Source organism: Arthrobacter melezitosi (assembly GCF_054511055.1).
Map to the genome: position 1 here is coordinate 168,610 of NZ_JBTNDJ010000005.1, position 13,858 is coordinate 182,467.

13 protein-coding genes and 2 tRNA genes are annotated in these 13,858 nt (G+C 65.9%); 8 read left to right on the forward strand and 7 right to left on the reverse strand.

Features of this window, described 5'->3' with window-relative positions; all coding sequences use genetic code 11:
* Window positions 1-1,200, reverse strand: coding sequence for a cupin domain-containing protein (locus ACX80W_RS08180; protein ID WP_459282253.1), 1,200 nt, complete (start codon window positions 1,198-1,200; stop codon window positions 1-3).
* On the opposite strand from ACX80W_RS08180, the gene ACX80W_RS08185 reads away from it, so the two are divergent.
* Window positions 1,140-1,430, forward strand: coding sequence for a hypothetical protein (locus tag ACX80W_RS08185; RefSeq protein ID WP_459282140.1), 291 nt, complete (start codon window positions 1,140-1,142; stop codon window positions 1,428-1,430). The genes ACX80W_RS08180 and ACX80W_RS08185 overlap by 61 nt on opposite strands.
* Window positions 1,431-1,639: 209 nt before the next feature.
* Window positions 1,640-2,404 (forward strand): type 1 glutamine amidotransferase domain-containing protein, encoded by a 765-nt coding sequence (locus ACX80W_RS08190; RefSeq protein WP_459282142.1) that lies wholly within the window; start codon window positions 1,640-1,642, stop codon window positions 2,402-2,404.
* Between the two features lie 536 nt (window positions 2,405-2,940).
* Here ACX80W_RS08190 and ACX80W_RS08195 read toward each other — a convergent pair.
* Window positions 2,941-4,104, reverse strand: a complete 1,164-nt coding sequence (locus tag ACX80W_RS08195) for an MFS transporter (protein WP_459282144.1) — start codon at window positions 4,102-4,104, stop codon at window positions 2,941-2,943.
* A 147-nt stretch (window positions 4,105-4,251) separates the two neighbouring features.
* On the opposite strand from ACX80W_RS08195, the gene ACX80W_RS08200 reads away from it, so the two are divergent.
* Both ACX80W_RS08200 and ACX80W_RS08205 read left to right on the forward strand, forming a co-directional pair.
* Window positions 4,252-4,824, forward strand: a complete 573-nt coding sequence (locus ACX80W_RS08200) for a TetR/AcrR family transcriptional regulator (RefSeq protein ID WP_459282146.1) — start codon at window positions 4,252-4,254, stop codon at window positions 4,822-4,824.
* A gap of 219 nt (window positions 4,825-5,043) precedes the next feature.
* On the forward strand, window positions 5,044-5,913 hold the full coding sequence (locus ACX80W_RS08205; protein ID WP_459282148.1) for an alpha/beta fold hydrolase: 870 nt from the start codon (window positions 5,044-5,046) through the stop codon (window positions 5,911-5,913).
* A 514-nt stretch (window positions 5,914-6,427) separates the two neighbouring features.
* Here the strand turns inward: ACX80W_RS08205 and ACX80W_RS08210 are convergent.
* The 3 genes from ACX80W_RS08210 to ACX80W_RS08220 all read right to left on the reverse strand — a co-directional run bounded on the left by ACX80W_RS08210 (window position 6,428) and on the right by ACX80W_RS08220 (window position 7,651).
* Window positions 6,428-6,517 (reverse strand) — tRNA-Ser (locus ACX80W_RS08210).
* Window positions 6,518-6,591: 74 nt separating this feature from the next.
* A complete protein-coding gene (locus ACX80W_RS08215) occupies window positions 6,592-7,056 on the reverse strand; it encodes a pyridoxamine 5'-phosphate oxidase family protein (protein WP_459282150.1) in 465 nt (154 codons plus the stop codon).
* Window positions 7,057-7,138: 82 nt separating this feature from the next.
* Window positions 7,139-7,651, reverse strand: a complete 513-nt coding sequence (locus ACX80W_RS08220) for a nucleoside deaminase (RefSeq protein WP_459282152.1) — start codon at window positions 7,649-7,651, stop codon at window positions 7,139-7,141.
* 23 nt (window positions 7,652-7,674) lie between these two features.
* Between ACX80W_RS08220 and upp the strand changes: the two genes are divergently transcribed.
* From upp to ACX80W_RS08235, 3 genes are all read left to right on the forward strand, one after another.
* Window positions 7,675-8,310, forward strand: coding sequence for a uracil phosphoribosyltransferase (gene upp, locus ACX80W_RS08225; RefSeq protein WP_459282154.1), 636 nt, complete (start codon window positions 7,675-7,677; stop codon window positions 8,308-8,310).
* Between the two features lie 317 nt (window positions 8,311-8,627).
* The gene (locus ACX80W_RS08230) at window positions 8,628-9,452 is read left to right on the forward strand and encodes a winged helix-turn-helix domain-containing protein (RefSeq protein ID WP_459282156.1); all 825 of its coding nucleotides are present in this window, start codon (window positions 8,628-8,630) and stop codon (window positions 9,450-9,452) included.
* A 57-nt stretch (window positions 9,453-9,509) separates the two neighbouring features.
* Window positions 9,510-10,049, forward strand: a complete 540-nt coding sequence (locus ACX80W_RS08235) for a SixA phosphatase family protein (protein ID WP_459282158.1) — start codon at window positions 9,510-9,512, stop codon at window positions 10,047-10,049.
* Here the strand turns inward: ACX80W_RS08235 and ACX80W_RS08240 are convergent.
* Together ACX80W_RS08240 and ACX80W_RS08245 are read right to left on the reverse strand one after the other, a co-directional pair.
* Complete coding sequence (locus ACX80W_RS08240) at window positions 10,046-11,464, reverse strand: dihydrolipoyl dehydrogenase family protein (protein WP_459282162.1); 1,419 nt, start codon at window positions 11,462-11,464, stop codon at window positions 10,046-10,048. The two genes, ACX80W_RS08235 and ACX80W_RS08240, sit on opposite strands and share 4 nt — an antisense overlap.
* A 148-nt stretch (window positions 11,465-11,612) precedes the next feature.
* Window positions 11,613-11,685 (reverse strand) — tRNA-Arg (locus tag ACX80W_RS08245).
* Window positions 11,686-11,978: 293 nt separating this feature from the next.
* On the opposite strand from ACX80W_RS08245, the gene ACX80W_RS08250 reads away from it, so the two are divergent.
* Window positions 11,979-13,856 carry a phosphoenolpyruvate carboxykinase (GTP) gene (locus ACX80W_RS08250; protein ID WP_459282165.1) on the forward strand — a complete coding sequence of 626 codons (1,878 nt, stop codon included), beginning with the start codon at window positions 11,979-11,981 and terminating at the stop codon, window positions 13,854-13,856.
* Window positions 13,857-13,858: the final 2 nt, after the last annotated feature.

Here is a 13,858-nt window from a genome sequence, read left to right on the forward strand (position 1 = left end):
TTACGGTTCCGCGGGGACGAGAACCCCCGCGCGCAGCAACCTCTCGACGAGTTCGCCGCCGAGCTCGTGCGCGGTGTGGGCCCCGCCGTCGAGCAGGCGCCTCACCGACGGCAGATCGGCCTCGGGGAAATCGAGCCAGCCCACCCGGGTGTCCAGGCGCGATCCCTCAAGCCGCGCTTCAAGTGCACCGCGCAGCCGCACGACGGACTCCGGGCCGAGTTTCTGGACGGCCGCGAGCTGGGCCAGCGGGCCGAGCGGCGCCGGGCGTCCCTGGCCACGTCGGCTGCGGTGGAACAGGGCAGCGGAATCGGCGTCGGCGACGGCGGCGGCCAGGCGTTTGCGGACGAGGTCGACCTCCCCGGCCGGTCCGTCGATGCCGAGCGGGAGCGTCCGGCGCATCTCGGGGTCGTCGCGGAGTTCCGCCAGCGCGGCCTGGGCGAGCTGTTCGGCCAGCGCGTAGCGGGTCCAGCTGTGGATGCCGAGCGTGAGGTGGATGGAGACCTCGCCCTGCGCCTGGGCGGCATGCAGCCAGCCACGCGGCAGGTAGAGGACATCGCCGGGCTCGAGCACTGTATCGATGTAGGCCTCACCTTTCGCGGCGTCGGCGACGGCGGAGCGGCGGTCGGTCCACACCTGGTCGCGTAGCGGGTCCGGGAGGACCGGCTCGTGGATGATCCAGCGCTTGGTGCCCTCGATCTGCAGGACGAAGACGTCGTGGACGTCGTAGTGGTCGTCGAACCCGCGGTTCTGGGGCGGGGTGATGTAGGCGTTGGCCTGCACCGGGTGTCCGAGCTCGGTGCTCAGCCGGGCGTTGAAGTCCGCGATGGGTTCCCAGGTGCGGTGCAGCGCCTGCAGGACCAGGGTGGCGCCGTCGGCGAACTTCCGCCACAGGGCGGTGTCATCGAGCTGGTCGGAGATGGTGGCGCCGACGCCGGCCGGGGAGGTGAAGGAGGAGTCGGGAAAGGTGGAGCCGCCCTTGGCGACGCGGAGGAAGGGCGTGCGCAGTCCGCGGCGGGAGACCAGTTCGTCGACGGCGTCGGAGGAGAACAGGTCGGAGAAGTCGCCGGCGGCGCGCGTGAGCAGCGCTGATTGTCCCCAGACCTCGTTCGCGAACCGTTCGCGGTCGATGTCGATCAGGCGTGTCTCCAGGACCCCGGCGCTCGGGCGCCTGGGGTCCTCAGGAGGAGTGCCCCAGCTCAGATGCCCGCTCCGCCGTCTGCGCCACCGTCCGCACCGCCGTCGGCTCCGCCATCGGCTCCACCGTCAGCGCCTCCGTCTGCTCCGCCGTCGGCGCCTCCGTCCGCACCGCCGTCGGCGCCTCCGTCCGCACCGCCGTCGGCACCGCCATCGGCACCGCCGTCAGAACCCCCGACGTTAGCACCCGCGGCGCCAGCCATGGCGATTTCCGCCTCGCTGGGATCCTGCTGTGATTCAGTCATATTTCCTCCTGAGAGTTGAATATTCCTCGTCCGTCTTGGTCCCCCACCGGGCGGTATTTGACGCTGCCCGTGTTCACAGTATCGGCACAGATCGGCCGAGGGAACAGCTTGCAGCTTCTCCCCGATTGGGACTGGACGAGCGGGAGGGAGGCCCGAATACGCCGGGGCGTAGGGTGGAAGTCGGACGAAAGGAGCACTTCATGAAGAAAATCCTCATGGTACTGACCAGCGTTTCCGAGATCGGCGACACCGGAGAGAAGACCGGCTACAACGTGGCCGAAGCTGCACATCCCTGGAAGGTCTTCAAGGATTCCGGGCATTTCGTCGACTTTGCCTCGATTCAGGGCGGCCAGCCCCCGCGCGACGAGGTGGATAAGGATGATCCCATCCAGGTTGCCTTCACGGAGGACGAGACCACCCGCGCCGGCCTCTACAACACGGCCCGCGTCGACGTCGTCAATGCCGACCAGTACGACGGCGTCTACCTCGTGGGAGGCCACGGCACCATGTGGGACTTCCCGGAGAGCGAAGGCCTCCAGAAGCTGGTAGCCAGCATCTACAACGCCGGCGGCGTGGTGGGGGCGGTCTGCCACGGACCGGCCGGCCTGGTGAATGTGGAGTTGGAAAACGGGTTCCGCCTTGTCGAGGGGCGGAGGGTCGCGGCCTTCACGAACGAGGAGGAGGTGGCCGCAGGGAAGGACAAGGTCATTCCGTTCTCCCTGGCGGACCGGCTTGAGGAACAGGGTGCCACCCATGTCTCAGCCGGTGTGTTCGAGGAGAAGGTTGTGGTGGACGAGCGGCTTGTGACCGGCCAGAACCCTGCCTCGGCCGCCGGGGTGGCCAAGGAGATGGAGAAGCTCCTGGCGGAGGTTATTCATCAGGAGAAGGCCGAGGAGCAGCACGAGGCGGCGGCTCTGCGCGCCGAGAAGGACGCCCAGAAGGCTGCCGCCGAGGCGGAGCACTAGCGCCTGCAGGGGACTAGAGCCGCGTAACACTGAAACCGGCGGCCGCCCGGAGAATGGGGTGGCCGTCGGTGGGCGTGAACGGGTTCAGCCGAGGAGTGTTTACAGACACCGCTGAATCCAAAAACGACGCCAGGTACGACTGGTTGCGACACTCTTCTTGGTTGTGGAAGGCGGCGCAATTATCGCGGGCCTCATAAGGTGGCGTCTGGGGGCCCCTTAGCCAGCCGGCGGCCTCCAGTATGGAGATATGTCCGGGAAATAAGTCAGGATAAACCATTTCCCATGCTCGGCCTGTAGAGCAGTCGCTGTTACCGGCCGGCGCCGTCGGTGGTCTTGGATCGAGCCGTCCTCGTGGTCCTGAATTATGTTGACATACTCACGATCGCGCGCGCGTGGACCGGACACGTTGTTTGGTTAGTTGTTTGACTGCTCTCGGCTTTAGGTCGAGTCCGCTAGACGACACGTCGACTACCTAGCGCCCGCGCGTTGAGGAACGGGATCGTGCGCGGGAGCCCGCCCTTGCCCTCTTGGGTATGTCAGGCGGGGGAGTTGGCTGCTGAGGGTTGGAGCCGGATGTCCTTCCGCAGCCGTTGCGCCTGCACAAGGATGGAAAGTGCGGCGAAGGCCATAATGGTGAGGGCATAGAACTGCACGGTTGTCACCAGCCCTACCAGCGGTGCGAGCTGCCCGACGATGATGACCGGGATGCTGAACGCCAGGTAAGCGGCGGTGTAGACGCCGGAGAAGACGCCGGCTCGTTGGTGCGGTTGGATGTGCGGGGCGATGAGTCGGACCTGTCCGCCGAATGAAGCGCCGAAGCCGGAACCTCCAAAGACAGCCCCGATCCAGACGGCGGCCAACCACCTTTCGTTTATTCCTGCAAGTACCAGGACGATCCCGATGAAGACAAGGATCATGCCGACCACGGTGCTGCGCCGGGCGGGCTGCTTGGCGAAGACGAAGCTGGATATTGCCGCCGCGAATGGGCCAACGGATGCGGTCAAGCCGCCCACCAGGCCGCCGTCGAGTCCGAAGTGGACCCGCAGTACCACGGGGGAAAGCCCGAGGAAGAAGGCGGGGAACATCCAGCCCGCGATGTGCACGGGGATGCCGGCGAAGAAGTCAGTGCGGATGCTCGCCGGGAGGACGAGGCGTGGCCAGAGTGAACGAAGGGCGCCGGGACGCTTCGCACCTGTTTCCGAGGTGAAGCTCAGAAAAATTACTCCCGCGACCATGACGCCGGCGAGGATCGTGAAGATGAGCCTGTTGGCGTCCGGGGTGAACTGGACGGCGGCGCCGGTTACCAGGGCGCCGATGCCGAGACCGCCGGCAACGGATGCTGTGGCGAGGCCGCTCGCCAACTTCTTCAGCTTCGCCGGGGCGTGCTCGTTGAAGGCGCTGGTGGCGACACCGGTGGCCAGGCCTTGCAGGGCACGGGCAACAATCACCCAGGTAATTGTGGGTGCGAGCAGGAACACCAGCATTGAAACAACCTCCATATACAGCGCGGCGAGCATGACCGGGCGCCGGCCGACGTGGTCGGAAAGGGAGCCGCCCACCAGCAGTGCCGCTAGGAGGCCCAACGCGTAGACGGCAAAGGCGATGCTCAGGCTGCCGGCCGAGAAGCCCCACTCCTGCTGGCGGAGCGAGAGCAACGGTGTGGGGGCACCGGCAGCAAAAAAGAACGCGGCGAAAACCACCGTCAGTCCGGCGAAAGAGGAAGTGCTGGGCGCTAGTAGACGGGGCAACGTGGGATTCTCCTTGGACAGATCGGTCTAACAGGTTAGACAGATCGGTCTAGCAAGGTCAATCTATTTTTAGACAGATCTGTCTGATAGTCTTGGTGCATGGTTTCAACGCGTCCGTCTGCACGGCAGCGCCTCCTCGAGGCTGCTGACCGCTTGTTCTACTCGGAAGGTGTCCACACGGTCGGGATCGACAAAGTGATCCAAGAGGCGGGGGTTGCCAAAGGCTCGCTCTTTTACAACTTCTCGGGCAAGGACGACTTGGTGGCCGCCTACCTTGAAGGCAGGGATCAGCGGCGACGCGACCGGATCGCCCGGCACCAGCAAGGCCTGAAAGATCCAATCGAAAAACTGCTGGCAATCTTCGACGCCCTGAACGAAGCGGTTGCTGCCCCGGGTTACCGGGGCTGCGCCTTCGCCAACGCAAACGCCGAAGCCCTCCCCGGCAGCGTAGAAGCCAAAGCCCTCCGTACTTTCCGGGACTGGCTCGCCGATACCCTTCTGGCCCTGTGCAAAGAAGCAGGATTCACTGACGCTGCCGATGTGGCGGCCCGCCTCGGGCTGCTTTACGACGGGGCGGTCGCCAATTCCCACCTGGACGCCCACCCGGACGCGGCCCGCCTCGCCAAAGAACTCGCCTCCATGGTCCTCAACAGCTCACCCAGGACCACCTGAGGCCCACGCCCGTCCAACCGGCTGGGAAACGACCGGCATAAGAACGTCCGGAAATAGGTTCTGAGCGGACTCGGCTACGAGTGTGTCGCTGGCAGGGGTGACCCACAAAAGCACAGAACTCCCGCCGTCGAGCGGGTGGGACACCTCCAATGTCATGAGCTCAAACCTTGAGCTCAAACCTGCACCACCCATACCCCAACAAAGTTAGGAACTGAGGCAATGGATCCCAAACTCGAACTCGGGTACGTCAAGATCGATCTAGACATCACGCTCAGAAGGATGGTGGGGCAGGCCACCACGCCAAAGGGAACTGTGCTTCTCCTGCATGGATTTCCGGAGACGCTGTATGCCTGGAAAGACATGTCCCTGGCGCTGTCCACGGACTACGAAGTCCATGCCATCGACTGGCCAGGCTATGGTCTTTCATCGCGGCCCCCGGCCGACAAGTTTTCGTACTCGCCCAAAGATTACGCGCGTGTTCTGCGGGACTACATCAAGAAGTCCAACATCGCGACATCGACGCTCACGATCTATGCGACCGACATCGGAGCTCTCCCGGCCCTGCTAGCAGCTCTCGACGATCCGCAGATCGCCAGGACCATCATTGTTGGTGATTTCGCGCCGTTCAACAGGCCTCAGTACATGCTCGACGGATTGCAAAGTCTGAAGTCGGAACCCTCAGCAAGTGCGACGCTCGCCGGCTTCAAAAGCAGGACCAGTGCGGAGCTTCTCGACACCTCCTTGAAGGGAGGTATTCCCCAAGAAGCGCGGTTTGAGGCTTCGGCTGAGTTCAAGGATGACGTCTCCCGCACATGGAGCCATGGCGGAATGACACCGCCTGACGCCTTCTACCACTACTACGCCCATTTTACGCGGGATGAAGATTATCTTGAGGCGAACATCGACAAGCTCAAAACGCCCGTGAACGTCGTCTGGGGCGAGAAGGACAACTTCATCAGGAAGGAAATGGGGATCGAGTTCGCGCAAAGGATTAACGCGAACATCCGTATTCTTCCTGAGGTGGGACACTACGCCCACCTGCAAAGCCCGGAGATGGCCATTGAGGAGATTCGTGCCTCATTCCGATGACCGCGCGGTGCCCGTTCCAGGGGGCTGCGACAAACATCGTGCACTTCTCTGGTAATCGTGGCGAAGCCGGAGAAAAGGCACCGGCCGAGAGCTTCGCAGCTACGTCCATTCCCGTGTTTTCAGAGCGCCGATAGCCGTCGTTATGTTGTGTGAGACCATCAGACCGTTCTCGTAGCCCCCGGTGGAGTGCCACTACTAGATGCGTTAGAAAAGGGTAGGGGCCTCGGTCCCGGTACACTGATCGGCAAGCTCACGGGCCTGGTCAAGACGGTCGGTATTTACCGTCCACCGACCCCGCTGGGAAGACCGGTTCCAAGACACCTGTCGGAGGAGCTGTGGCCCGCCCGTCTTTGACTACCTTGCTGCTGGCCGAACGCCACCGAGGCCATCGACTCGCGAAAGCGCGTGCGGTAGCACACCCCGATGTGGCGGTGATTCTTCGAGGTATGCGCCAAAAATGCACCACGAAGGCCCCGAAAATGCAGAAAACCCCCGGCTTCCCGGGGGTTTTCGCTGGCGGTGACGGTGGGATTTGAACCCACGTTGGCTTTTACACCAAACAACATTTCGAGTGTTGCACCTTCGGCCGCTCGGACACGTCACCAACGCCGCTACTTTACCGGGTCGAGGGCCCCGAACCCAAAACAGGACGCTACGCGGCCCGCGAAGCCGGGCGCCTTAGAGGTCGATGACCTCGTTCTTCCCCGAGTCCGGCCGAGTCCCCGTGACGAGCCCCTTCACCATCTTGACCGCCGAAACGACCCGCGGGGCGTCCATCGACCAGTACTCGGCGGTGTCGGCGTCGACCTTGATCAGGGCGACGGCGGGATCGTCCCTGCCGTTCTCGAACCACGCCGACACCGTAGGGCCCCACAGCTCATCGATCTTCGCCTGGTCCCGGCTTAGGGAGGCGGTGCCGGCGATGGAGAGGTAGCCCTTCCCGGTGCTGACCGACACGTTCACCTGCGGGTTGCCCCGGATCTCGTCGGCCTTGGGGGAGGGGTCCTCGGTGAAGAACCACAGGTCGCCGTCGAAGTCCTTGCCGTGCACCGCCAGGGGACGGCTGACGAGCTGCCCCTGCGCGTTCTGAGTGGTGAGGATCGCGATGTCGGCCTTCTCAAGGATCTTCCTCAGTTCCTGCATGCCGTCCCTGCTCGGTATCCATCAATGCTCCTTCGCTGTGCGGGCGCGCTGAACTTTCCGTGCTGGAATTCCAGCCTAGGCATCACCTCGCGCCGGCGGAACCCGTGCGGTGGGCGGCAAAAAAGTCCTTGAGCAACGCGGCACATTCGGCTTCGCGCACGCCCGGGAAGACCTCGGTCCAGTGGTTCAACCGCCGCTCCCGCAGTACGTCGAACACCGACCCGGAGGCCCCGGCCTTGGGGTCCCAGGCGCCGAAGACCACCCGGGGGATCCGGGCGAGCACCGAGGCCCCGGCGCACATCGCACACGGCTCCAGGGTCACCACCAGGGTGCAGCCCTCCAGCCGCCAGCTCCCGAGGGCCTCTGCGGCCTGCCTGATGGCCTGCACCTCCGCGTGGGCGGTGGGGTCACCGAGTTCCTCGCGCTGGTTCCAGCCGGTGCCCACCACGCTGCCGTCCGGGCCGACGACGACGGCGCCGATCGGCACGTCCGCGCTGCCGACGTCGGCACCTAGGCCCGTCCGCCGCGCCGCGTCCAGGGCGAGGCCCATCCAGTGCCAATGATCGGAGCCGGCGCCGGGCGAAGGTGGGTTCATGCTCCCAATGGTACTTTTGACCTATGCGCGTACTGGTAGTCGACCATCCCCTTGTGGCCCACAAACTGACCGTTCTCCGCGATAAGAACACGTCGTCGCCGGTGTTCCGGCTGCTGACCGAGGAACTGGTCACCCTCCTCGCCTATGAGGCCACCCGGGAGGTGCGGGTCCACCCCGTGCAGGTCGAGACCCCCGTCGAGACGGCGGTGGGCGTCGGGCTGGTCAAGCCCACCCCGCTGGTGGTGCCCATCCTCCGCGCCGGGCTCGGCATGCTCGAGGGCATGACCCGGCTCGTGCCCACCGCGGAGGTCGGTTTCCTCGGAATGGCCCGCAACGAGGAGACGCTCGAGGCGATCACCTACGCCGAGCGGCTGCCCGATGACCTGACCGGACGCCAGGTCTTCGTGCTCGACCCCATGCTGGCCACCGGGGGCACCCTGCGCGAGGCCATTAAGTTCCTCTTCAAGCGCGGCGCCGCCGACGTCACCTGCATCTGCCTGCTGGCCGCCCCCGAAGGGCTCGCCGTCCTCAAGGAGGAACTCGAGGGCACGAATGTCACGATTGTCCTTGCCTCGATAGACGAGAAACTCAACGACAAGTCCTACATTGTCCCCGGACTCGGGGACGCCGGCGACCGCCTGTACGGCGTCGTCGGCTGACATTTCCCTGCCGGCATACGCCGAAATCCGCGCCACCGCGCGGAATTAGGGCCCTTGTTACTTGCGCGTAACACAATGTGACGTGCAATAATCTCTCCTGTGAACACCAACTCAACAGCATCTGCAGCCGCAGTTGCCGCTGCGGATCCCGCATCCGTTGCGGGGCCGCACTGTTGTCGAATGCACGCGTAACAGATCTACCCCAACCTGTTTCTGCAACTACCGGTCCACGGCGGGCGCCACCCCAGTTTCGTCCGGGCCGAGCTTCCCCCAGGCATTCGCGCCGTTACACGGCGAACCACTTTGAGGTTGTTTTCATGTCAGTTACTTCGGGCTACGTCCACATATCCCTCCGCACCCAGCAAAACCGCGGCGCAACCAGGCCGCAGTACGGCTCGGGTTACGCCTACGGCCCCAACGGCGCACCAACAGTGCAGCCGTCCCACCGGCCGCTGCAGGCCGTCGGATCCGAGCCGCATCCGATGACCGCACCCACTCCCGTCATCACGCCCAACGGCGTCCCCGGGCCCCAGGCCATTACCGGCGACACCAGTGCGCGCGGTTTCGTCCTCTACGTCGCCCTCGATGAGGACACTGCGGCGGCGAACGGCACCACCCTGTCCCGGCTCGCCCAGGACGTACGGGCCTACGTCCGCTCGCTCGTGCCGACGGCGGAGAGCCACGCGGCCGTCGCCCTGGCGCCGGCGGATGCCCCGGGCTCGGACATCGACGTCGTCCGCGCAGCCCTGGGCGACCCGACCGTCCGCCGCCAGCGCCCGGACCACCATGGGATGCACCCGCACGCGCAGGCGCCCCGTCCCAGCGGCGTGCTCATCGACCTTTCCCGCCGCGAGGTGCACCTCGACGGGCAGGCCCTGAACCTCACCTTCAAGGAGTTCGAACTGCTGAACTACCTGGTGGAGAACGGTGCCCGCACGGTGTGCCGCGAGGAACTGCTGAGCGGGCTGTGGCGCAACGTCGACGAGGTGCCCAACGAGCGCACCATCGACGTCCACATCCGGCGGCTGCGCTCCAAGCTGGGACGCCTGGCGAACACGGTCCGCACCGTCCGCGGCCAGGGCTACCGGTTCTACGACCACCCCGAGGTCGTCGTCTGGGCTGCGCCCGAATACTCCATCTAGGCCCGGAACGGCCGCGGCCCGGCTCCTGGGGGGAGCAGGGCCGATAGACTTCCGCCTATGGCAACCCATCACCTCAAACGGCTTATGCTGCTGCGCCACGCGAAGGCCGAGTGGCGGGCCGGTGTGCCCGACCACGAGCGCTCGCTCAGCTCCCGCGGGCACCTCGACGCGCCCCTGGCCGGGCGCTGGATGGTGGAGAACGACGCCGTGCCCGACCTCATCCTCTGCTCGACGGCCCTGCGCGCCCGGCAGACCTGCACCTGGGTCAGCAAGGAGCTGGGGGACAAGGGCCCGACGCCGAAGCTGGAGGAGGGGCTCTACGCGGCGCGCGCCGTCGAGATCCTCTCCCTGATCAATGCGGTGCCCGCCACGGTGACCAGCCTGCTCGTCGTGGCCCACATGCCCGGCGTCCAGGACCTGGCGATGCGCCTCGCCTCCATCCATTCAAATGAGGACGCGGTGATGGACATGGCCACCCGCTATCCCACCGCGGGTCTCACCGTGCTGGAGCACGACCGCGACTGGGCCGAACTCGACGGGCGCGACGCCGCCGTCACCGATTTCGTGGTGCGCCGCGCGCACTCCGCCAGCTCCTAGAGGCCGTACTTCTCCAGCAGGCGCAGCCAGACCTCGCTGACCGTGGGGTACGGCGGCACGGCGTGCCACAGCCGGTCAAGGGGCACCTGCCCGACGACGGCGATGGTCGCCGAATGCAGCAGCTCGGCCACGTCCGGGCCGGCGAAGGCGACGCCGACCACCACCTTGCGGTCCTCGTCGACGACCATCGACGCCCAGCCGGCGTAGTCGTCGGAGTGGATCGAGCTGCCGGCCACGGTGATGGGCAGCGAAATCTCGGAGACCCGGAGGCCGTCCGCGCGCGCCTCCTCGGCTGTCCGCCCGACCATCGCGATTTCCGGATCGGTGAAGACCACCTGGGGGACGGCGTAGGTGTTGGCCGTCGCGGTGTATTTGCTCCATTCCTCGGCGGTGTCGCCCAGGGTGCCCGCGGCGCGTGCCACGATCGCGTCCGACGTGACCCGGGCTTCGTACTTGCCCTGGTGGGTGAGGAGCACCTTCCCGGCGGCGTCACCGACGGCGTAGAGCCAGTCGGGGCCGTTCTCGCACCGCCCGGTCGGGTCGAACATCAGCGTCGCCGGATCCAGTCCAAGTTCCTCAAGGCCGAGGCCCCTGGTGTGGGCGGTCCGGCCGGTGGAGACCAGCAGCTTGTCGCCGGTGGCGTGCCTGTTCCCGCCGAGGGTCAGGACGAAGCGGCCGTCGGCGTCGAGCCGGACCGACTCGGTGGGCGTGTCGGTGAGGATCTCGATGTTGTCCCGCCGCATGCCTTTCTCGACGAGGCGGACGGCGTCCTGCGGATAGTTGCCCAGGACGCGGTGCCGGGCCACCACCGTCACCTTCGACCCGAGCCGGGCGAAGGCCTGCGCCAGCTCAACCCCGGAGACTCCTCCGCCGAGCACCACGAGGCGTTCGGGCACCTCCTTGGCCGAGGTGGCCTCCCGGGTGCCCCAGTAGTCGAGGCCGGCAAGGCCGTCGATCGGCGGCACATTCGGCGTCGATCCGGTGGCCAGGACAACGGCATGGCGTGCGGTGACCCGGGTGGTGCCGCCGTCCATCTGGACCTCGACCGTGCGCTCGCCGCTCACCTTGGCGGACCCGCGCAGGAGTTGGATCTTGGCACCGTTCACCCAGTCCACCTGGGAGGCGTCGTCCCAGTTGTTCGTCATGCGGGTGCGCCGCTCAAGGACCTGCTGGGCATCCAGCTTCCCGGTGACGGCCTCCTTGGCGCCGGACATCCCTCGGGCACGGTTGAGCACCGTCCCGGACCGCAGCAGGGCCTTGGAGGGCATGCACGCCCAGTAGGAGCACTCCCCGCCGACGAGTTCGGATTCGATGATGGTGGAGCTCAGCCCCGCCGCCACCACCCTCCCGGCGACGTTTTCCCCGGCCGCTCCGGCCCCGATAACGATGACATCAGTTTCCTGCTCTTCGCTCATGTGCAGAGCTTTCCACCTGCATTTGGGCAAGGCAATGGTGGGGACCCGAGCGGACTAAAGATTACGGTCGGGGGTAGCGAATGAAACGGGGAGAACACAAGAAAGCCCCGGTCGGTGACCGGGGCTTTCTTGATTTACGCTTACTCAGTGCGCGCGAAGGGATTCGAACCCCCAACCTTCTGATCCGTAGTCAGATGCTCTATCCGTTGAGCTACGCACGCATCCGGTGGGCTAGTTCAGCGGTGACGCTGCTTGTCCTGCCGGGTGGCTGTTTGGCCGTAGACAACTTTACAGGCAAATTGCAGCACCGCCTAATCGGTCCCAAGGTGCCATTTCAGCTAGACCGGTCTACGTGACCTTAATCACATAAACGGCCCGCAACCATTTCGTGATCCGCGCCACTGCGCGGATTTTCTTCAACGTGTGGTGAAGCTGCCGTCAAAAAAGGCCGTGGATGGGCCTGAGGGCCCCTTTAGCATCGAAGCACATCTCGCACCCAACGGAGGGAAGATCAATGGGCAATCCCGTGCGCCAGCAGGACCAGGGTCACCAGGCCGGCTCCGACCGGCACGCCGCTTCGGCCGAGGGCGCCGCGGCCCCGACCACCCACCCCCGCCTGCTCGCCTGGGTCGCCGAAACCGCCGCGCTGACCCAGCCCGACCGGGTCTACTGGGTGGATGGATCGGAAGCGGAGAACACCCGCCTCACCGACGAGCTGGTCGAGGCCGGAACCCTTGTGCGCCTCAACCAAGACTCCTTCCCCAACTCCTTCGCGGCGTTCTCGGACCCCAAGGACGTCGCCCGGGTGGAGGAGCAGACGTTCATCTGCTCCGAAAACGAGCGTGAGGCCGGCTTCACCAACAACTGGATGGACCCGGCGGAGATGAAGGGCAAGCTGCGCACCCTCTTCAACGGCTCGATGCGCGGCCGCACGATGTACGTGATCCCCTTCGTAATGGGCCACCTCGACGCCGAGGACCCCAAGTTCGGGGTGGAGATCACCGACAGCGCCTACGTGGTGGCATCCATGCGCATCATGGCGCGCATCGGCACCGACGTCCTGAATCGCATGGAGGAGCTCGACGCCGACTTCGTCCCCGCGCTCCACTCGCTCGGGGCGCCGCTGGCCGAGGGTGAAGCTGATGTGCCCTGGCCCTGCAATGACAACAAGTGGATCGTCCACTTCCCGGAGGAGCGGTCGATCTGGTCCTTCGGGTCCGGTTACGGCGGCAACGCGCTGCTGGGCAAGAAGTGCTACTCCCTGCGCATCGCCTCCGTGATGGCGCGGGACGAGGGCTGGCTGGCCGAGCACATGTTGATCCTCAAGCTCACGTCCCCGGAGCAGAAGAGCTACTACCTCTCCGCGGCGTTCCCGTCGGCGTGCGGAAAGACGAACCTCGCCCTGCTCGACCCCACGATCGAGGGCTGGAAGGTCGAGACCCTCGGCGACGACATCACCTGGATGCGCTTCGGCAAGGAAGGGGAACTGCGGGCCGTGAACCCGGAGGCCGGCCTGTTCGGCGTCGCGCCCGGCACCGGCTGGGGGACCAACCCGAACGCGATGCGCGCCATCGCGAAGGGTAATTCGATCTTCACCAATGTCGCCCTAACCGACGACGGCGGGGTCTGGTGGGAGGGCATGACCGACGAGACGCCCGCGCACCTCACCGACTGGCAGGGCAACGACTGGACGCCCGAGTCGGGAGTGCCCGCCGCGCACCCCAATTCCCGGTTCTGCACTCCCATCGACCAGATCGACATGCTCGCGGAGGAGTACTACCGGCCCGACGGCGTCGAGCTCTCCGCCATCCTGTTCGGCGGCCGGCGCAAGACCACCGTGCCGCTGGTCACCCAGTCGCGGGACTGGGCGAACGGCATCTTCATGGGTTCAACCCTCTCCTCGGAGACGACGGCCGCGGCCGCCGGCGAGGTGGGGCTGGTGCGCCGGGACCCGATGGCCATGCTCCCCTTCATCGGCTATGACGCCGGGGACTACCTGCGGCACTGGATCACGCTGAGCGCGAAGGGCGACCAGGCGCGGCTGCCCAAGATCTTCCTCGTCAATTGGTTCCGGCGGACCGCCGACGGCGGGTTCGCCTGGCCGGGCTTCGGTGACAACGCGAGGGTCCTCAAGTGGGTCATCGAGCGCATCGAGGGAACCGCCGACGCGATCGAGACGCCGATCGGGTTCGTGCCCACCCCGGACGCCATCGACCTGACCGGGTTGAACATGACCCCGGCGGAGCTGGAGGCGGCCGTCCACGTCGACTCCGCCGAATGGGCGCAGGAACTCGAGGGCATCGAGGAGTGGTACGATCGGTTCGGCGAATCGCTCCCCGATGAGCTGCGCGGCCAGCTCGCCGACCTCAAGGAGCGCTTCCAGGTCAGCTGACA

Coding starts and splice junctions, on each gene's coding strand:
- ACX80W_RS08240 (WP_459282162.1), bottom strand. CDS start 11,464: ATGAGCGAAGAGCAGGAAACTGATGTCATCGTTATCGGGGCCGGAGCG.
- ACX80W_RS08220 (WP_459282152.1), bottom strand. CDS start 7,651: ATGAACCCACCTTCGCCCGGCGCCGGCTCCGATCATTGGCACTGGATG.
- ACX80W_RS08235 (WP_459282158.1), top strand. CDS start 9,510: ATGGCAACCCATCACCTCAAACGGCTTATGCTGCTGCGCCACGCGAAG.
- ACX80W_RS08250 (WP_459282165.1), top strand. CDS start 11,979: ATGGGCAATCCCGTGCGCCAGCAGGACCAGGGTCACCAGGCCGGCTCC.
- ACX80W_RS08200 (WP_459282146.1), top strand. CDS start 4,252: ATGGTTTCAACGCGTCCGTCTGCACGGCAGCGCCTCCTCGAGGCTGCT.
- ACX80W_RS08215 (WP_459282150.1), bottom strand. CDS start 7,056: ATGCAGGAACTGAGGAAGATCCTTGAGAAGGCCGACATCGCGATCCTC.
- upp (WP_459282154.1), top strand. CDS start 7,675: ATGCGCGTACTGGTAGTCGACCATCCCCTTGTGGCCCACAAACTGACC.
- ACX80W_RS08190 (WP_459282142.1), top strand. CDS start 1,640: ATGAAGAAAATCCTCATGGTACTGACCAGCGTTTCCGAGATCGGCGAC.
- ACX80W_RS08230 (WP_459282156.1), top strand. CDS start 8,628: ATGTCAGTTACTTCGGGCTACGTCCACATATCCCTCCGCACCCAGCAA.
- ACX80W_RS08205 (WP_459282148.1), top strand. CDS start 5,044: ATGGATCCCAAACTCGAACTCGGGTACGTCAAGATCGATCTAGACATC.